The organism is Adhaeribacter radiodurans (assembly GCF_014075995.1).
Taxonomy (GTDB): Bacteria; Bacteroidota; Bacteroidia; order Cytophagales; family Hymenobacteraceae; genus Adhaeribacter; species Adhaeribacter radiodurans.
In genome coordinates this window covers 5,079,739-5,099,879 of the sequence record NZ_CP055153.1, presented here as the reverse complement: position 1 = coordinate 5,099,879, position 20,141 = coordinate 5,079,739, and the positions used below count along the sequence as shown (strand labels likewise).

General features: G+C 40.9%; 15 protein-coding genes. 8 read left to right on the top strand and 7 right to left on the bottom strand.

Going from position 1 to position 20,141, the window contains the following annotated elements; all coding sequences use genetic code 11:
- Nucleotides 1–139 precede the first annotated feature (139 nt).
- Nucleotides 140–742, top strand: coding sequence for a hypothetical protein (locus HUW48_RS20265; protein WP_182412676.1), 603 nt, complete (start codon nt 140–142; stop codon nt 740–742).
- A gap of 458 nt (nt 743–1,200) precedes the next feature.
- Here the strand turns inward: HUW48_RS20265 and HUW48_RS20260 are convergent, their stop codons facing one another.
- Nucleotides 1,201–2,823: a glycosyltransferase family 39 protein gene (locus HUW48_RS20260; RefSeq protein ID WP_182412675.1), complete on the bottom strand. Its 1,623-nt coding sequence runs from the start codon at nt 2,821–2,823 to the stop codon at nt 1,201–1,203.
- Nucleotides 2,824–2,892: 69 nt separating this feature from the next.
- Here HUW48_RS20260 and HUW48_RS20255 point away from each other — a divergent pair, with 69 nt between their 5' ends.
- Nucleotides 2,893–3,801, top strand: coding sequence for a glycerophosphodiester phosphodiesterase (locus HUW48_RS20255; RefSeq protein ID WP_182412674.1), 909 nt, complete (start codon nt 2,893–2,895; stop codon nt 3,799–3,801).
- 155 nt (nt 3,802–3,956) lie between these two features.
- Here HUW48_RS20255 and HUW48_RS20250 read toward each other — a convergent pair whose 3' ends face one another.
- The 3 genes from HUW48_RS20250 to HUW48_RS20240 all read right to left on the bottom strand — a co-directional run bounded on the left by HUW48_RS20250 (nt 3,957) and on the right by HUW48_RS20240 (nt 6,612).
- Nucleotides 3,957–4,670, bottom strand: a complete 714-nt coding sequence (locus HUW48_RS20250) for an ABC transporter ATP-binding protein (RefSeq protein WP_182412673.1) — start codon at nt 4,668–4,670, stop codon at nt 3,957–3,959.
- Between the two features lie 94 nt (nt 4,671–4,764).
- Nucleotides 4,765–4,986, bottom strand: coding sequence for a DUF2795 domain-containing protein (locus HUW48_RS20245; RefSeq protein WP_019948259.1), 222 nt, complete (start codon nt 4,984–4,986; stop codon nt 4,765–4,767).
- A 315-nt stretch (nt 4,987–5,301) separates the two neighbouring features.
- Nucleotides 5,302–6,612 carry a DUF349 domain-containing protein gene (locus HUW48_RS20240; RefSeq protein WP_182412672.1) on the bottom strand — a complete coding sequence of 437 codons (1,311 nt, stop codon included), beginning with the start codon at nt 6,610–6,612 and terminating at the stop codon, nt 5,302–5,304.
- 241 nt (nt 6,613–6,853) lie between these two features.
- Here HUW48_RS20240 and ettA point away from each other — a divergent pair, with 241 nt between their 5' ends.
- A complete protein-coding gene (gene ettA / locus HUW48_RS20235; protein WP_182412671.1) occupies nt 6,854–8,518 on the top strand; it encodes an energy-dependent translational throttle protein EttA in 1,665 nt (554 codons plus the stop codon).
- Nucleotides 8,519–8,861: 343 nt separating this feature from the next.
- Nucleotides 8,862–10,004, top strand: coding sequence for a three-Cys-motif partner protein TcmP (gene tcmP, locus HUW48_RS20230; protein WP_182412670.1), 1,143 nt, complete (start codon nt 8,862–8,864; stop codon nt 10,002–10,004).
- A 52-nt stretch (nt 10,005–10,056) separates the two neighbouring features.
- On the opposite strand, the gene HUW48_RS20225 is transcribed toward tcmP, so the two are convergent.
- The 3 genes from HUW48_RS20225 to HUW48_RS20215 form a co-directional block, all read right to left on the bottom strand.
- Entirely contained in the window at nt 10,057–11,622 is a 1,566-nt protein-coding gene (locus HUW48_RS20225) for a serine hydrolase domain-containing protein (protein ID WP_182412669.1), read from the bottom strand.
- A gap of 279 nt (nt 11,623–11,901) precedes the next feature.
- A complete protein-coding gene (locus HUW48_RS20220) occupies nt 11,902–12,867 on the bottom strand; it encodes a zinc dependent phospholipase C family protein (RefSeq protein ID WP_182412668.1) in 966 nt (321 codons plus the stop codon).
- 300 nt (nt 12,868–13,167) lie between these two features.
- A complete protein-coding gene (locus tag HUW48_RS20215) occupies nt 13,168–14,082 on the bottom strand; it encodes an NAD(P)/FAD-dependent oxidoreductase (RefSeq protein WP_182412667.1) in 915 nt (304 codons plus the stop codon).
- Nucleotides 14,083–14,524: 442 nt separating this feature from the next.
- Here HUW48_RS20215 and HUW48_RS20210 point away from each other — a divergent pair, with 442 nt between their 5' ends.
- From HUW48_RS20210 to HUW48_RS20195, 4 genes are all read left to right on the top strand, one after another.
- The gene (locus tag HUW48_RS20210) at nt 14,525–15,766 is read left to right on the top strand and encodes an OmpP1/FadL family transporter (RefSeq protein WP_182412666.1); all 1,242 of its coding nucleotides are present in this window, start codon (nt 14,525–14,527) and stop codon (nt 15,764–15,766) included.
- A gap of 23 nt (nt 15,767–15,789) precedes the next feature.
- Nucleotides 15,790–17,181 (top strand): SGNH/GDSL hydrolase family protein, encoded by a 1,392-nt coding sequence (locus tag HUW48_RS20205; RefSeq protein WP_182412665.1) that lies wholly within the window; start codon nt 15,790–15,792, stop codon nt 17,179–17,181.
- 241 nt (nt 17,182–17,422) lie between these two features.
- A complete protein-coding gene (locus HUW48_RS20200) occupies nt 17,423–18,778 on the top strand; it encodes an alpha-L-fucosidase (protein ID WP_182412664.1) in 1,356 nt (451 codons plus the stop codon).
- Between the two features lie 253 nt (nt 18,779–19,031).
- Nucleotides 19,032–20,015 carry a sugar phosphate isomerase/epimerase family protein gene (locus HUW48_RS20195; RefSeq protein WP_182412663.1) on the top strand — a complete coding sequence of 328 codons (984 nt, stop codon included), beginning with the start codon at nt 19,032–19,034 and terminating at the stop codon, nt 20,013–20,015.
- The last annotated feature ends 126 nt before the right edge of the window (nt 20,016–20,141 follow it).

Sequence of the window (20,141 nt, the reverse complement as noted above, 5' to 3'; positions counted from 1 at the left end):
GTATAAATTATTAATATTCAGACAATACTTTTTTCAGCAATAAAATATTACTTTTAAATTTAGGCTCTTAGTAAATCCTTAGCATATAAATGGATTACTGAATTTTAATTCAAATAAAATTAACGTAAAGTACTGATCTATGAAAAAGTTATTCGCGTTTTTACTTTCTGCTTCGCCCATTTTTGCCGGTTTTGCTCAAACTACGGTTCCTACGCCCGAAATCCAGATTAAAGCAGCCTTATTGGCGGCTCCGGCGGATAAACGCGACGGTGCAGCGGTATATGGCTATACTGGCAATGGTGCTCTAACCTTACTAAGAAAAGGTACCAACGAGGTAATTTGCTTAGGAGATGACCCGAAGCAAAAAGGATTTAGTGCCTCGTGTTACCATAAAGATCTGGAACCTTTTATGGAAAGGGGCCGCGTTTTACGAAAAGAAGGTAAATCTGGTCAGGAAATTTTTGATACCCGGGAGCAAGAGGCTAAGTCCGGAAAGTTAAAGATGCCAAAAAATCCTACCACATTATTTTCTTTTTCGGCTAACGACGAAGACTTTGATAAAAGTACCGGCGAAGTAAAAAATGGCTATACGCGTTCGGTAGTTTATATTCCGTTTGCTACTTCCGAAAGTACTGGCCTGCCACTTAAACCGGAAGCCCCTGGCTTGCCCTGGATTATGGATCCAGGTAAGCATAATGCCCACATCATGATAAATCCTCCCAGACAAGCTGCTGCCAAGTAATAAGGTAGTTGCGTAAGAGTATTAGGGTTTAGTTAAAGGTTGTATGTTTTACTTTTTATCTACTGGTACCAAGTAATATTTACTAAATGCGCTATGCGATTAGGTATTAGTTTGAGGCTAGAGTTAGGGTAAAGGAGAGCAATCTTTTTTGTCGAGTCATTCAGCAGGACGCTATTTAGCCATTTAGCTAAATAATTTCCTGCTGAATGACTCGTGTATTTTAACGGATTCCCAATCGCATAAACCGTCTTCTATATAACACTTCTTTCAAGTATACGCTCGAACATCCTTACTTTTCTAACCGAACTTATGCAATTGGGCATCATAAACTTATAAGATTTATCTTGCAGGTCCGGAGCTTGATACTAGTTTGAGCTTATTAAGGCCTTTCGTTTGACCCTGCAAATGCCAGAAAACTTCGTTTAACTACCTTTACCTTTGAATTAGTAAATTCAGGCTTACAAAATCTGATAAATATATACATGCTCGTCTTTATACACCCGGGGATTAAGGCGATGTAAAACCTGGTCGTAGAGTGAGGGCGCAATAGTTTGATCGAGCTTAAGGTTAGAATAAAGCCTCCCAAGCCGTTTTAAGCGTTTTGCTAATTCATCCTGGCCTACAACCACTACATAATTAGGTTCATAATTGGGGTCAACTTCAGCTTTAACTTTCTCCAGTGGTTTTTCGTCGTTTAAACTATATACCATCACAAAATCTTTCGGCAAAGGTTTTTTAGCTTTGTAGCGGCGCCACATATTTTTTTTATCGCTAATATAATCTTCTGCTTCGGCGGCCATGTGACCTAAATAAAACAAAGGCGGTACCTTAAAACTTTGATTCCCGAATTCGAGCAATACGCCGTGCAGGTTTTCTTTTTGCGAAAGATATACTAATGGGGTAATTCTACTTTTATTCGGGTAAGTAAAGGCTAGCACCACCGCCGCTGTAATATTTATAATCCAGAAGAAAGTCCAACTGGCAGCTAACAACTTCCGGCGGGTTTGCCAAAACTTAGACTGTTGCACAAAACTTTGCCATCCTACTACTCCTAAAATAACAATTAATGGAATAAGCGGAAGTATAAATTGGGCCTGCTTGTTTGGTACTGCTGTATGAACCACAAGAAATAAAATTCCGGCTACAAAAAGAGAAGGTGCAATTTTAGCTGTACGAGCATACCCAAGGAGCATGTATATACTTAAGGGGGGCACTAAAAAAAGTAAAATAGTAAAAACATAATGGTAAATTGGGCTGTGACTGTGCGCTTTATCTGAATTATATAAAAAATAAGTAACTACCGAGTGGAACGGAAACTTATAAAAAGTAATATCGATAGTGCCCTGAATAAAGAAAGCTATTAAATTAAAACCCAAGCCCAGGTAAATTACTTTTATCCATTGCTTTTGATAGAGCAATACCAAACCAACCGCCACTACAAACAACAAAATATGGTAACGTAGTACGAAGGATAGCGCGAATAATGCTCCCGCCCCAAAATAACGCCCAAATATTACCCGCTTGTTGTTGGTTTCGGGTTTTAGAATTAAATAAAAGGCAGCCAGATAAGGCGGAATACACGTTATTTCTACCAGGTTGCGCACGCTCATAAATGGTATAAACCAAATAAGCGCCAGCATTAAACCTACCAGCCGGGCATTGCGCTGGTTTGATAGTAATTCGGTGATTTTATACCCATAATACACCACCAACAACGAGTAAAGAGCATGCAGCACCCGCACTACCGTCATTTTACCAGTGGGGCTCATTAACCCTAAGGCCTCGCAGCTATAAAAAATTATAGAATGAATGCCGGCATAAAACATACTGTGGCGCGGCGGAATTTTATCATAAATCCAGATAGGTAAACCATATACCCAGTCCTGCGCAATTTCAATAACATCAAAATGCTCATCGTGGAAAGCGTACCCACCAGAAAAAAAAGCGGTTAGCAAACGGATAACCAGTGCAAACAGCATAATAAGCGAAAGCGGTATTAAGTTCTGGTTATTCATTCGCTTTGGTGAGGGTAATGGAGAAGAAGCATTCATATCGGCAACGTTTTTAAAAGTAGAAGACATAAACGGGAAACCCTTAAAAAGAGATGCTGAAATTTTTATGTGTGATAGTAACGGCCATATATTTGATCTATGAATGGCTCCGGACCGAAGCAAATAGTTTGGCCTCGTAAATTATGGCTTCTGCTTTTAATAGTAGGTATAAGTACTGCATTATTTTTTGTATATGATTTCATCCGGTTTAAGCAGCAAATAAAAGTTCTTACTCCGGAGCACCGAAAAGTTGTAATAATAGGCCATGCCGGACGCGCCTTTTTCTCTCCCTTTAATCCTTTTAACCCCTTACCGCCCAATAGTCTGGCCTCGTTGTTAAAAGCGTTGCGGGAGGATGGCGCGGATGGTCTGGAAGTAGATGTACACGTTAGCCGCGACGGCGTGCCTGTTTTGTATCACGATGAAACGTTAAATACGATGTCGGAGGGCAAAGGTAAAATTGAAAATTTACCCGCTGCTTCGGTAATAGGATTAGCTTATAAAGGAGGCTGGCCTTATGATTTTTTTCACCAGGAGAAAATTATTTCGCTGGAAGATTTACTCCGGGAATTGCAAAAGCTTCCGGAATTTCCGGATCTGCACCTGGATTTACGCAATTACACACTGGCCCGAGATGCTTACTTTGCTCGTTCCGTATTAGGTGTACTGCGCAAATTCCATTACCCGGTAGAAAAATTAATTATTGTGTATGCTAAGCCAGAGTTACTGGATGCTTTCCGGGTAATTGAACCAAGAGTTAAATTGCTACTGGATATAGGACCCGATTTTGAAGGAAGTTTGAAAACTATTTTGGCTAACCGCTTGCACGGCCTGGTTGCCGAAGGAAAACAAATTAATGTTTCCCAAATTAAATTAGCGCGTTATTATAATTTGCAAGTAGTGCTGTTCGGGGGTAAGGCGCGTAATACTATTTACAAAATGGTTTTATTACAACCCGATGCCATTGAGGTAAATAATATTAAAGCCCTACGGAAAATAGTACGGTAAATAGTTTAAATCGCGGATTTTCGCTGATGAACAGGATTAAACAGATTTTTTCTAAGTCAGCAGAATCCGAAAATAAAAATGGCGTGATTAAGAGTTACTTAATCACGCCAAATTAAAATTCGTGTAATTCTGTTCATCCGGATAAAACCTGCAATCTAACCAAGCTTCTGTTCCAGAAACAAAATGTTATCCTGAATAGTGGCGGAGGTAAGCACTTCTAATTGTGGCTGCGGCTTGCTAAGATTAAGCAAATAGCCCTTATGGCCATAAAGGTTAGGTAAATCGTGGGTAATGCATAAAACAGTTTTTTGCCGCTGATTAACCCAATCCGTCATTAACTGAAAGACATGCTTTTTATGGTAAACATCTAACTGCTGGGTGGGCTCATCGAGCAGGCACAGGCGGGTATCCTGCAACATTAACTGCGCTAACCAAATTAACTGCTGTTCGCCCCCGGAAAGCTCCGTAAAATCCCGGTGAGCTAAGTGGGCTATCTCTAATTCAACTAAAAGCTGGTCGACTTGCTGGTAATCGGCTGTGTTGTAATTCTCAAGAAAACGTTTTTTCCGAATCAATCCCATTACCGCTAAGTCACGCACCGGTATAGGAAACGAAACGCTGTTTTTCTGGGGTAAATAAGATAAAATATTACTGGCTGCCTGCCGGGGTAATTCTTTAAAATTACTACCATTAAACCGTACTTGGCCCTGATACGGCAATTGGCCGGTTAGTGCTTTAAAAAAAGTGGTTTTGCCGCCGCCATTATGACCTACAATGGCTACAAAAGCCGGTTCGGGCAATGAAAAAAAAAGGTTGCGGATAAGCATGCGCTGCTCATACCCCGCAACCAAATCTTTAATTTCTAACATTACTTGTAATTATGAATCAGAAAAAATTTAGAAACAATAGAATGTCATTTCTAATTTTTAATTTCTAATTCATAATTTCTAATTCATAATTAATTTAATATTCGTCTTCGTTAAACATAAAATCTTCTTTGGTAGGATAATCCGGCCAAACTTCTTCTATATTTTCATATGGCTGACCATCATCTTCCAAGGCCTGCAGGTTTTCTACCACCTCCATCGGGGCGCCGGAACGAATAGAATAGTCAATTAATTCATCTTTTGTAGCAGGCCAGGGTGCATCTTCTAAATACGATGCTAGTTCCAGTGTCCAATACATGTTATAATCTCCTTAAAAAAGTTTAATGTGGAATACAAATAGACTTAAAACACTTAAATCTACTATTTTATATAACTTAATATATAAAAATTAGATATTTATTTTTAACTGACAACGTGCAAAGCTACTTAAATGTTTGACTTTATTTTTAGTTTTTGTTCGCTTAACATTACTCTTAGCCCGTTATACAGCTATATTTTATTTATAAAGGGCTCTTGCTTAATTAAATAAAAACTATAAAAAAATGTTCAAACTTTTTAACTACTTCTTCTCCGCTTTAAAATACAAGTTTTATTTTCTGGTAAAGTAACTTAACTAGCCAGATACTTGCTGGTTTAGTTTACTTTTAAACAATTCAATAAGTTCGGTTTTAGTTTTAATTTTCCGATTAAAGTTCTTGATTTTGCCCTGAATCATGGTACGGAAAGTATCGTTATTGGGAGCGGTCGATAATTTTCCTAAGTTAGTCTCGAGTACTTCCAATTCTTGTTTGTCTGATTTAATAAAGTCGCGTAAGGCATTAATCCGGTTATGAATTTGCTCCGCGTGATTATTTCTATCGGCATTCGGGTATTTTTTGCGCATAAAGTGTTCTAAGCTGCTAATCTCAAAAACTTTATCGCAGGCAATGATAAACTGCTCCCACACCCGGTCTGATTCTTCACCTTTAACCGGACCTACTTTTTTCCAGGCGGCTTGTAATTCCTTGGCGCGGGCTACGGCTTCGTGCGTGTTTAACGAAAGCAAACCTTGCGCTTCGGCTACCAGTTGTTTTTTCTTGCCTAAATTATCTTCAAAGAAACGGTCTTTCGACTCAACTTTAGTAGCCGTAATTTTATTCTTCAGTCTTTCAAAAAAGTAATTATGCGCTTTCCGGAAAGTATTCCAAAGCTCCGTAGAAGTTTTACGCGGTAAGTTGCCGCCAATCGCTTTCCATTGATTTTGTAAATCTTTCAGTTTTTTGGTGGTACCTTCCCAATCTTCTGAATTTTTTAAGATTTCCGATTCCGCAATTAAAGCTTTGTACTTGGCCAAAGTACGAGTAAGCATATTTTGCTTGTCTTCGTAAAACTCTTTTTTACGTTTAAAAAATGTTTCTACTGCATTTCTAAAACGGTCTTCTATTTCATCCGTCAGCGCTTTATCTATGGGACCGGTCTTTATCCAGTTCTGGCGCAGCTCTTTCAGCTTCTCGGTTGTTCCTTTCCAGTCAATGCTATCCTGTAAAACTTCAGCTTCTTCTATTAAAGCAATTTTGGTAGTCAAATTTTTATCCCGGTTTTTGCTAATAGCGGCTTTTATTTCGTTTTCGGCTTGGGTAAGCTGCTGGTGAATAGCTTCGAAGTCGCCGAGCGCATCGTATTTTCCTACTAATTCTTTTAAATGCAGCACCTTCATTAAAAAAGAGCCTTTGTTTTCAGAAGTAGCAATTTTATCAATCAGGGCATTTACTTTTTCCTGAAACGTTTGAAAGCGAAAGGCAAAATACTGCAGCGATTCATCTTCTACTTCTTTCACTTCGCCAACCTGGCGCGCCGGAAAGTTCATAAAAGGCTTCAGCCACACTTGATTGTCCTGAATAAAGCCGTACTTCTTGGCTTCTTCCAATAAATCTTTGTTTTCCATCGAGGGAACGCGGTAAATTTTAAATCTAATTTTTTACAAGTTTAACCATTTCCAACTATTTTCATAATCAGAAACTATTATAATTTGCGATATTTACCCACTTTTAAAGCATAAAGCCATAGTAACGGAACATTGCAAAGGAAATACGTAATAATTGGCGGTTCGATGTGGTTTTAAACCAATCAAATCCCATTTTTAAACATATTTTATTATTAAGGAACAGGAAATTTAAACAATAAGCATGAGTAGCGAAACTATTATTTTCTCGATGGCGGGAGTTAGTAAAATTTATCCGCCGCAGAAACAAGTATTAAAGAATATTTACCTCTCCTTTTTTTACGGTGCCAAGATTGGGGTGCTGGGCTTAAATGGCTCGGGTAAATCAAGCTTGTTAAAAGTAATTGCCGGTGTTGATAAGCAATACCAGGGCGAAGTAGCTTTTTCGCCGGGATACAGTGTGGGCTACCTGGAGCAAGAACCCCAGTTGGATGCTACTAAAACGGTAAAAGAAATAATAGAAGAGGGAGTAGCCGAAGTGGTAGCTCTGTTAAAAGAATTTGACGAAATAAACGAAGCCTTTGCCGACCCGGATGCCGACTACGACAAACTTTTGACTCGCCAGGGCGAAGTGCAGGAAAAACTGGACCAACATAATGCCTGGGAGTTAGATAATAAACTGGAACGGGCCATGGATGCCTTGCGCACTCCGCCCGGCGAAGCAATCATTGGTAATCTATCGGGTGGGGAAAAACGCCGGGTAGCTTTGTGCCGCTTATTGTTACAGGAACCCGATGTTTTGTTATTGGATGAACCAACCAACCACTTGGATGCCGAATCGGTATTATGGTTGGAGCAGCACTTGCAGCAGTACAAAGGAACCGTAATTGCCGTTACCCACGATCGTTATTTTCTGGATAATGTAGCCGGCTGGATTTTGGAACTGGACCGCGGCGAAGGTATTCCCTGGAAAGGTAATTACTCGAGCTGGTTGGAGCAAAAAGCCAATCGTTTAGCCAAAGAAGAAAAGCAAGAAAGCAAGCGTCAGAAAACTCTGCAACGCGAGTTAGAATGGGCGCGCATGTCGCCGAAAGCTCGCCAGGCTAAATCGAAAGCCCGTTTGGGTAACTACGAAAAACTAGCCAGCGAAGAAGCCCGCGAGAAAGAGCAAAAATTAGAGTTATTTATTCCGGATGGCCCTCGGTTGGGTAACGTGGTAATAGAAGCAGAAGGCTTAAGTAAAGCATTTGGCGATAAACTATTATTCGAAAATTTAACTTTTTCGCTGCCACCCGCTGGTATTGTAGGAATTATTGGGCCGAACGGGGCCGGTAAATCTACTTTATTCCGGGTAATTACCCACCGTGAAAAACCGGATGCGGGCACTATTACTGTTGGGCCTACTGTGCAAACCGCTTACGTGGATCAGCAACACGAAGAACTGGACCCGAATAAATCAGTTTTCGAAACGATTACGGGCGGCACCGAAAACATGTTGTTGGCTAACCGCCAAATAAATTCGCGGGCTTACGTAAGTAAATTTAATTTTACGGGCTCCGACCAGGAGAAAAAAGTGGGCGTGTTATCGGGTGGGGAGCGTAACCGCGTGCACCTGGCCATGACTTTAAAACAAGGCGCTAACTTACTTTTACTTGATGAGCCTACCAATGACCTGGACGTAAACGCTATCCGGGCTTTAGAAGATGCACTCGAAAACTTTGCCGGTTGTGCCGTTATTATTTCGCACGACCGCTGGTTCCTGGACCGGATTGCTACCCACATTCTGGCTTTTGAAGGTGAATCGCAGGTAGTATGGTTTGAAGGTAACTTCTCGGATTACGAAGAAGCCAAACGCAAACGCCTCGGCGACGTGGAACCAAAACGGATCCGTTACAAAAAACTGGTTTAAGATGGGTGGTAGGTTTTAAGTAATATGTTTTACGTTTTTATTACACAAAAAAGGCAGCCTTTAAAGCTGCCTTTTTTGTGTTGATTCAGCTTAAATAATGGCTTATTGTATGTAAATAAGTCCGGTTTTAACATTTGTTTTAAGTAAGCAGATAGAATTAAGCATGAATTTGATTTAAGAGGAGTATTTAACAATCAATATTCTGGATACTTATAACGTACAACTTAAAACCTACTACTTACGTGAGCAAAATTTAAATTTATTAAATGCTCTTTTTCGTAAAGGATTTGGAAAACGTAAATTTGTAGTGGGTAAGGCGTAGTACGTTCCGAAAAATAATCTTATGTCTGTAGTCGAAACAAATACTTTTTTTAAGCAAAAACGTACTGCCGCCGAAATAAAATATGAAATACTAAAATCTTATTTTACCGATTGGTGCGCTCAGGTACTTCAAACTACACCACCCGCCGAACTCATTCTGTATATTGATTTATTGGCCGGAAATACTTTTACCGAAGAGAATATAATTACGGGACCCGGATTAATTTTAGAACAGATTTACCAAACAAAAGACAAAGCGGATGATTTAAACTCCGTAGTAAAGACATTTTTTTATGATGCTACCAAGGCCGTTTTAGATAAATTATCTGTAGATTTTGAACAATTATCCTTTTTAGAAAATGTGGAGCACCTACCCGTTATTTTAAATAATCCGGATCAACGGGTTTATTTAGCGGGGCTTTTAAACAAACAAATCCCTGCTTTATTTATCACAAATCCGTTTAGTAATTTATTTACGCAAGAACTATTAGCTCCTGCCGTACTACAAACTCAGGCTGATTTATTTTTACTATTCAGCCCCAATAAGCTGCGTAGTTTCTGGGAGTTAAATCAGGAAACAAATAATCTGTCGTTTCTTATGGGTGAGTCCTTAACCGTATTAAAACAATATGCCCAAAAGGAAAGCAGTGGCCGTAAAAGAGAACAATTTACGGTAGATACGTTGGTGAGCAGTTTGCAGGAAAAAAAGTATTTTCCCTTGGTTTTTAAAATAAACCTGCCCGATAAAGCTCAAACCAGCCATTACCTATTATTTGCTGCCAAAACCCAGGAAGCCTATTTTCTGATGAAAGAAACTATTGCCCGGTACAGCGATTTCCAGGAAGATGGAGTGCCTTTGTTTTCGATAAATCAAAAGCCACAAATGCCTTTATTACCTGGTTTTTTTCAGTATTTAAGTAAATATACCTATGCTGGTTTGCTGGAAACTCTAAGCGACAATCGTCGTCAATTTCACTACCGAACCATTCAGGAAATTTACGAGGAGCATGCCGTTGGTACTAATTTTATTAAGGCTAATTACCTGCAAGCCTTTACCGACTTACGCCAGCAAGGCCGTGTTAATTTAGTAAATGAACAGAATAAGCAGGTAAAAACTGTATCAGAAAAGGCCATTGTATTTTACAAACTGCACAGCAGTAAGTAATTTAACAGTATGCATCACGTAGCATTGTATTTTCAACATTGGTAATTCAGCGCTACTTTACTTTTTTAAACTCCAATTCTGAGAAAATAAAATCCGGATTGTTGGCATCTAAACGCATTTCTAAAATTCCTTCCGGGTTAGTAAAGAAACGCACTTGGGTTGGAGTGAGTAAGGCATATGGGTTTTTCCACTGCAAATCAAAAATATTTTCCTGATTTGAAATAAGTTTGCCCCCTAGCGTGGGGGCTGCCACCAGTTGAAGTTGTAAGGCTTTATTCGTTTCGGTAATTATAGCATCGCCGTAAAGAGTGCTCGTATACCGGCCAATAAATTTTTTAGAAGTAGCTGCTACAATTTTAGTTTTAGTTGATGGAGTGCCTGCCGGCTGACCAGCACCGGCTTCGCTTGCTTTAACAGTTGCTAAATTAATCTGGCTCCAATCGCGTGGGTTAGGTACATTTAAAAAAGCATCTATTGTGCGGTTGGCTAACGCGGTCATTATGCTGCTCATACTATTGGTAAGAACCACAAATCCTAAGTTTTCTTCGGGTACTAATACTGTACGCGAGTTCATTCCTTCGTGACCGCCACCGTGACCAACAATTTTACAACCTTGATAATCGGTTAAAAACCAGCCCAAACCTGTAGCCGAGAAGTGGGTAGAAGGTATGTTTTTTTTAGCTTCCGGGCTTATGGGCAGAGATTGAACGGGGGCCCACATTTCATGCGAAGACTTTTCGCTGAAAATTCGTTTGCCTTTATACGTCCCCCGGTTTAGCTGCAACCGTAACCACTGGGCGTGTTGGTTTACCGAGGTAAAGATTCCGGCAGCAGGATTCCAGGCATCCCAAGGGTTAAAAGTGGTTGGCACTGGTTTGCGTTGGGCATCAAAGCCATGCGGCGAGGCAATATTGGGTTTACCCGTTAATTCTTTTACAGATAAATACGTTTGCTGCATTCCCAACGGTTGCAGAATACGAGTCCGGATGAAGTTTTCCCAAGTTTGACCGGATACCGCCTCAATAACTTGTCCGGCCGCGATAAACATTAGGTTGGAATAACCGTACCCATCGCGGAAAGCGTAAGTAGGTTTTAAGAAACGAGCCCGGCGTACTATTTCTTCGCGGGAGTAAGTGGTATTGTACCAAAGCAAGTCGCCGCTGTAAGTGGGTAAACCTACGCGGTGGCTAAGTAAATCACGAATATTTATAGCTTGACTCACGTAAGGATTGTACAATTGAAAATAAGGCAGATATTTTGTTACCGGATCGTGCCAATCCAATTTACCTTCCTCTACCAGCATAGCTAAGGCCGCCGCCGTATACGCTTTTGTGTTAGAAGCAATTCCGAAAATAGTATTTGCATTTACCGGACCACCGGTTTTATTATTGAGCACGCCGTAGCCTTTCGCAAAAACAATTGAATCATTTTTAACAATAGCAATGGCCATACCCGGTACATCCCAGTCTTGGCGGGATTTTTCATAGTAGGCATCCAGAGCAGTAAAATCAGGGAGTGCAGAGGTATTTTGAGCCTGCAAACTGAAAGATAAAAACAACAAAGATGGCAAGGTAGAAAGCAGCAAAAGCTGCCGCCAGGTAAAAGCAGATAGGCGCATAATAAATAAAGTAAAACTAAAATTTGCCTAAGATACAATTTTACGATTTACTACCCAATGACCTTTGCCTTAGTAAAGATACCGTCTAACCAGAGGCAAAAATCAGGGGCAAACAGATTCTACTATTCAAGCATTATAAAAATAGAATATTTGGAAATTAGAGAAGCCAGCTTATCTAGGTTTGATTTTATGTTTTAGCAGTTTACTACTGTAAATCTTTCTGAATAAAAGATCCAAAACAGTTGAAGTTGGTTTGTGCCTAAAATATCTCTGAGCAGTTTAAAACGCTTCGTGCGCCCGTTCGGGGCTAAAAGAGGGCTGGAGTTTTTGTTTTTCTTCTAGTAAAAGTTGCTTTTGCGTTTCGGTGAGCGGTTGCAAATTACGCAGGTCCGGCTGACCAGCATCTACCCAACTGGTATACCAATAACTGCCTACCATCCGGATGGCTAACCGCATCTGACGTTCTACCTGACCATTTAGCTTTTGGTGGTACGCTTTGGAAAAAGCTGCGGCGTATACTTTTACGGTGGTGCCACCTCGTTCTTCGAAGGCGTATTTGCGATCCGCGGAAAAACTCTCGGAAACTTCTTTTTCGAACCGGAAAACGGAATCTAGTGCGGCATTAGACCGCTGAACGATTTGCCAGGCGAGTTGCTGCGGCCGATCTATGTACTGGGCCGAACCTACAAAGTAATCATACTGGTCAGCGAGCAACTCCGGCAGCCGCGATTCCCATAAACCGTGAATTCCGCGTTGATTGGTAAACTGGCCGTTGTAGTTGTGGGTAGTATGTAAAGGTACACAAGCATCGGCAACGTAATGCCCCAGATCGGCGGAGAGCCGGAGAATGTTAAGTTGATCGTGCTGTTTAAAGGCTTCGGTAAGCTGATTTTTTACGCGGTTAATGTGCCAGGGTACAATGCCATGCTTTAGTAAAGAATCTTCGGAATATTTTGCCATAGCCGCTTGCCAGGTACGAGGTAACTTAACTGCGGCACTGTCGCCATATACATCCAAATCGATAAAATGCCGTGGCCCTTCCTGAGCAATTATGTAGCGGCGTTTATCGGGGTTTACTGCATTTTCTGTAAGATAGGTTAGGTGTTTTTTGTAAAAGCCAATCATTTCTGGCGGTAGGGTAAACACGGCTAAACGGTTTATGCGCTGGTGCCCGAAAAATCCCCACGAAAAAACCTGCGGCGGAAGTAGCAATAAAGTAAATACAATAACCAGACGTATTTTCATTAGATAGAACAGTACTATTGGCTTTAGAACCGGCTAGTCAGGTTGTTACGTTCCTTTTAAAATACATTTATAGAAAAAAAGAAAGGGGTTTTTATTAGTATAAGTTTAGCGTAAAACGTTAATTAAAATTATTTAATATCTCATTTATGTGGTTCAGGAAGAAACTTTAAAGCTCTGTAGCTAAATAGTTTCTTCCTTGGGGCCTTGGGGTTCAGCATTATAATCTGTTTGTATCAACTTAACTTAATAATCGTTTAAGCTAAAATAATACTATCAAGCAATTCGATTCAAATCAACCGCTTACACCCGCACATCGGTTATCTGCAACCGGAATTCTGCCTGCAGTTCTTTGTTAATCATTACGCCGGCTTTAGTACCTTCCGAAGCTGCTACAATTACCAGTTGCATGTCGCGGGCCGCATCGCCGGCTACGTACAGCCCGGGAATATTGGTTTGCTGATGCTGGTAGGTTTTTACTACTCCTTTACTGGTAAAATCGCAGCCCAGATTAATAGCTAAATCGCATTGCTGATCGGAACCAGTAGTAAAAAATAATGATTCGCATTTCAGCCGGCTACCCCCTTGCAGTACAATTTCAGATAGCGCACTTCCTTCCCCCTCCAGGCGTTCGATAGGAGCAGTACAAATATTAATTTCATTAGCTTCCAGCAGGGCATTGTCTTCGCGGCGCAATTTCCGGGTACCATCGGTGTATAAAGTAACATCGCTGCTCCACGTTTTTAAAGAGAGGGATAAACCTACCGCATCACGGCCTTTGCCGTATGCCCCCAATGCTTTATTTCGCGATTCCCAACCATCGCAGTAAGGACAATGGTGCACACTTTTTCCGTATTTTTCTTCTATTCCGGGTATTTCCGGTACCCGGTCTTTTACGCCGGTTGCCAGTAATATTTTTCGGGCCAAGTAGCAGTGGTCATCCTGGTCGGTGACTTCAAAATAGTTACCGGTTTTTTGTACATGTTTTACTACTTTGTTTTTTACCTCAATGCTGTATTTAGTTAACTCCTCCCGGGCGAGCTTAATAAACTCTACGGGGTTATAGCCATCCCGCGAAATAAAACCATTCATGGCATTCGACCATCGGTTCCGGCCCAAACCAGAATCAAATAAAAGAACTTTACGCATGCAGCGTCCCAACAACATGGCAGCACTGGTTCCGGCCGGGCCACCACCCACTATTATTACATCGTACATTTCGGTATTCTATTTTCGATTGAGTAAACGAATTCAAAGCTTAGGAGTTTTCTATATTATCGGTAACCTATTGGTCTAAGATTATTTGTGTTAAGTGAATCATTCAAAAATCAATACTTATTGTTTGTTAAAACAGAATTTACGGATAAAGGTTAAAGGAGAGTTTCTTAACGAAAAATATTCGGAAGAAGTAGCTAAAACCTCTTGACCAAAAAAGGGAAGAAGCTGAAAATGAAGCTGTAAGTTTTGGATTAATTAAGTTTTCTTATTGTGGTATTTATTCAAAATTATCTAAAAACATTTCTGAATTTGTAGGCGTATTTAGATAATTGAACGAATATGGGGTTTAATAATAAATAATTTCTAAAATTAAAGGTAAGGCAAAATATAAATATTTATATTTACTAACACTAAAATTGGGTTAATAGGTTAAACAAGATTTATGAGAGTAAAATTACTGTGTTTACTAGGGGGTACCTTGCTAACAGGAATAACTTACGCGGGTGGTTTTCAGGTTAATTTACAAGGGCAGAAACAAATTGGGATGGGGCATACGGGAGTAGGACTGGCCCGCGACCAGGCAAGCATTTTTTTTAACCCCGGTGCTTTGGCACGTTTACGCCAAAATGGCTTTCAGGTGGGAATAAGTCCCTTAATTTCTAAAACCGCCTACCAAGAGCCAGAACCGGGCAATGCAAGTACTGTTACGGATAATCCGCTGGGAACTCCCTTTCAGGTGTATGGTTCCTATGGTTTTGCCAACGACAAAGCCCGGGTAGGGATTGGGGTATATACTCCCTACGGCTCCTCGGTTAATTGGGGTACTACCTGGCAGGGCCGGTTTGGGTTAAATGAACTTACTCTACGAACTATCTTTATTCAGCCTACTTTCAGCTACGCTATTACCGATAGAATAAGTGTGGGCGCCGGTCCTGTGTTTGCCATAGGCAACGTAAACTTACAGCGTAGTATTCCGCTGCAAGAAGCAAACCGGCAAGAAGGCCACGTTGAACTAGATGGCGGAGCAAAAGGATATGGCTTTAATGCCGGCATTTATTTTCAAGCGACCGATAATATTTCGGTGGGTATTAATTACCGCTCAAAAGTAAAAATGGAGGTAAAAGAAGGAGATGCTATTTTTACTACACCGGCTGCTCCACCCATTGCTTCCCGTTTTCCGGCAGGAACTAACTTTGATGCTACGCTGCCCTTACCGGCTAATATTACGTTGGGGGTAGGAATAAAGGCTAACGACAAATTGACTATTGCCGCTGATGCCCAGTTAGTGCAGTGGAGTGCTTATAAATCATTACGTTTCGATTATAGCCAATTGGTGAATGGAAGCGAGTTTACTGAAAATGCCCGCAACTACCAGGATGTGGTAATTTTTCGTTTAGGAGCTGAATACGCGGTTTCGGATCAATTACAAGTGCGTGCCGGCGCTTACCTCGACCAATCGCCGGTAGAAGATGGTTATTTAACTCCCGAAACTCCTGATTCTGATGCTATTGGTCTTTCCGCGGGGTTGAGTTACCAGGTTACTTCCAATATTGGAATAGATGCTTCTTTTCTGTACGTAAACCGGAAAAAGCGGTCCGATGCCGCTAATTTGTCCGGGGGAGTGCCCGGTACTTTTAAATCAGTAGGTTACATTCCAGGTATTGCGGTAAATTACAATTTTTAAATTTCTTTGGCAGATTACAAAACATGAAAAATAGTTTACAGATAATTGGTGCAGTTGCTCTGGTGGCTAGTACCTTGCTGTTGGCAGGTTGCGAACCGGAAATAGAAAAAATGTCCGTAAGCAAAGGCGAGCTTAACCTGGATAAATACGTTGCGGTAGGTAATTCACTCACGGCGGGCTTTATGGATAACGGCTTGTACCGGGAAGGACAGGAAAGCTCATACCCCAATATTTTGGCGGGACAATTTAAGCAGGTAGGCGGCGGCGACTTTACACAACCTTTATTTACTCCTGAACAGGAAAATGGCAGTGGCTATTTACGTTTATCAGGTTTCAGCCCAACCGGTACCCCGGTATTATCTCCTGTTACCGATAAATTAGCTATCCGGAGCCAAAATCCAACGCTTTATACTAAATACCCCGAAGAAATTAACAATTTGGGAGTGCCTGGTATTCGAATGTCGGATATTAAAATGGTTGGCTACGGCAGTTCCCAAGGTAATCCTTACTTTGAGCGGATTAGTACCGATCCCCAGCAAACGTATTTAGCTCGGGTAGCGGCCAGTAATGCTACATTTTTCAGTTGCTGGTTAGGTAATAACGATGTATTGGGGTATGCTACGGCCGGAGCCTTTGCCAACTCCATTACCCCCACTGATGTTTTTACCGCTAACAATTCCGAAGTTATAAATACTTTAACCGCAAACGGCGCGAAAGGAATTGTAGCTACTATTCCGGATGTAACGGGTATTCCTTTTTTTACTACGGTGGGCCCTACGGTTAAAGGCTTGCTGGCTTCGGCTGGTGTGCCGGGTATGGTTGCCCTTACCAGAAACTCTAGCGCCCGTATACAGTTTGCCCGTACCGATATTAAAGATGCAGCCGGTGGTACTATTTTATTTCCGTTAACATCTATTAGTTACTTGCCATTAATTGGGCAGCCTACCGGTAAATATTGGCGCGATTTAGCCAAACAAGTAGTACCTGCTAATCCAGCGTTGGGCTTATTAGGAATTTTACTAAATTTTCAAATTGACACTACCAAAGTTTTTGGCTTAAGCTCTGGAAATCCGTGGCCTAGTGCGCTTTTGTTAGATGCAGTGGAACAAAAAGATATCAGCGACGCTACTATTAATTTTAATACTATTCTAAAAGCAAAAGCAAGCGAAAAGAATCTGGCAGTATTTGATGCCTATACTTACTTTAATAGTATACAAAGTGGCATGACGCAAAATGGAGTGCCGTATTCGCCGGCTTTTATTACTGGTAATTTGTTCTCGTTAGATGGCGTTCACTTAACGCCGCGCGGCTACGCCATTGTGGCTAACGAAATGATTAAAGCTATCAATACGCAATATAATGCCCGCATTCCAACAGCAGATGTAACCCAATACCGAGCCGTTTTATTTCCGTAAATTCACCTGTATAACAGAAGCCGTTTCAAATTTGGAACGGCTTTTTTTGTGTCTATATTTTCTGTTCTAATATTGAAAGAATAGAAGAATGGACTCTTCACAGGTGATAAGGGAGGCTCTTTGCTAGTTGATAATTGAATAAAATCAAATTAAGGAGTACTGTTGGCTTCCTTCGGCTTAATCCTTAGCTTGCAGTCGAAAGTCAGTTCCGTAATATTCTCTTTTATAAATTTCCTTTATAATGAACAAAATCTTTCTTTTTTTACTAATTAGCCTGTTTTTTAATGGGTCTTTATTGGGGCAACCATTACCAAAGCCGAGTGCCCGGCAATTGGCCTGGCAGCAATTAGAAACTACCGCTTTTTTACATTTTACGGTAAATACCTACACCGATAAGGAGTGGGGAGATGGTACGGAAAGCCCGCAAATTTTTAATCCTACTCAGTTTGATGCCCGTAAGATTGTAAAAACTTTAAAAGAAACAGGTTTTAAGATTGCTATTATCACGGCCAAGCACCACGATGGTTTTTGTTTATGGCCGTCTAAGTTTACCGAACATTCCGTTAAAAACAGCCCCTGGAAAAATGGCCAGGGCGATATAGTAAAAGAAATTGCGGACGCTTGCCGGGAATACGGAATAAAGTTTGGTTTTTACCTCTCGCCCTGGGACCAGCATGAATCTAGCTATGGCACTAACACCTACAACGATTTTTACAAGAATCAACTGAAGGAATTATTAACCAATTACGGCGAAGTGGCAGAAGTTTGGTTGGATGGGGCTAAAGGTAAAAATGCCAAAGACATGCAGTACGACTTTAATGGTTACTGGCAATTAGTACGGCAATTGCAACCTAAGGCAGTTCTATTTTCGGATGTTGGCCCAGATGTACGCTGGGTGGGCAACGAATCAGGTAATGCGGGCCAAACATGCTGGTCTACTATTACTACTACCGGCATGGCACCGGGCAAAGCCGATTCTAAATACCTGAACACTGGTGACCCGAACGGTAAATTATGGATTCCGGCCGAAACCGACGTGTCTATCCGGCCCGGCTGGTTCTACCATGCCAGTGAAGACAACCAGGTAAAAACCGGTAAAGAATTAGTAAATCTGTATTACCAGTCGGTAGGTCGCAATAGCTTGTTATTACTCAATATTCCGCCTAACCGGCAGGGGCTTTTCTCCGAATCAGATACCAAGAGTTTATATGATTTCCGAAGTATTTTAAACGAAACTTTTAAAAATAATTTTGCGAAAGGCAGCGCTAATGCTGTGCTTACCGACGGACAATTAAAAACCAACGTAACAGTAGCGGTAAATAAACCCATCGAGTTCGATTTTAAAAAGTTAATTACCATCGACCGGGCATTGTTTCAGGAAAATATAGCCGAAGGTCAACGCGTAGCCGAGGCTCGGTTAGAGTATTGGAATGGTAAAACCTGGGAAAAAGTAGAAACTTTTACTACCATAGGCTACAAACGTTTACTTCGTTTTCCGGAAATAAAAACCAGCAAAGTACGCTTTACCGTGTTACAAGCCAAACAACCGGTTCAGCTCGCCGAAGTAGGTTTTTATAAAGCTTCCGCAAAAGAATAAATTAATTTCATAGAAAATTAAGAACAGAATAAAGCACGTTGTTTTCGGGTACGCAGCAGAATGGAATAAGTAGTTGTTGGTTATTAGTTGTTCGTTGGTAGTTTAGTAAATTTATAATGCTCAACAACTTACTGTAAATGATAGCTTCAACTAATTTCGTTAAAGTACTTAAGTAACAGGAAAAAGCAGACTTACTTTTTTTATAAAGTAATTAAATCAATCACGGTAACAGGTTTTTATTTCGGAAAAAAGTATGGATGTAAATAATTCTTCCGCCCAAGGTATTATTTCCCGCCGGGCGTTTATAGGTTCTTTAGCTACTGCCGGTGCCTTGTTGCCAATAGCTGCCCTAGCCAAAAATATATCGGCGGTACAACCCGTTAAAACCGACCGACCCATTTGTGTTTTCTCGAAGCATTTGCACTGGCTTACTATTCCGGAAATGGCGAAGAGTGTAGCCAGCCTGGGGTACGACGGCATTGATTTAACGGTTCGGAAAGGCGGCCACATGGAGCCGGCACAAGCTGCAACTGAATTACCGAAAGTTGTAGCCCAGATTCGGAAAGCGGGTTTGGATGTACCGATGATGGTTACCGAAATATCAGATGCTCAACATCCTTTAACCGAACCTATTTTAAAAGCAGCTAGCCAAGCCGGTATTAAATATTACCGTACCGCCTGGGTAAATTATGATCCGCAATTAGGGGTAGTAAAAAGTTTGGAGAAGTATAAAAAACAATTTCAGGAATTATCGGCACTCAACCAGAAATATAATATTCATGGTGCGTACCAAAATCATTCGGGCACAAGCGTGGGAGCCGCTGTTTGGGATTTATGGGAACTGTTCAAAGACCTGGATCCCCGTTGGATGGGCGTACAATATGATATTAACCACGCCACAGCCGAGGGCAGCGCTTCGTGGGTGAACGATGTGGATTTATTAAAAAACTACATTCGGTGCATGGATATCAAGGATTTTTACTGGGCAAAAAAGGAAGGTAAATGGGAACATCAACTGGTACCGCTTGGCGAAGGCATGGTAGATTTTAAAAAGTATTTCAGCCTGGTAAAACAATACGGCATTTCCGGCCCTTTGTCGGTTCACTTTGAATACCCACTCGGGGGAGCCGATCAAGGCAAAAAACAAATTACCATTCCGAAAGAAGAAGTTTTTGCTGCCATGTCCCATGATTTACAAACCTTACGCGCTATGCTTAAAGAAGCGGGCTTGGTATAATAGCTTGTAATATCCATTGGTTCTAAATTTTTTAGGCAGAGTTACGTATTGTTTGTTTTTACTAAGATTTAAATTCTCAAAATTTTAAAAGGCTAGAAATGGAGAAAGTAAAATTTACTTTTTTTT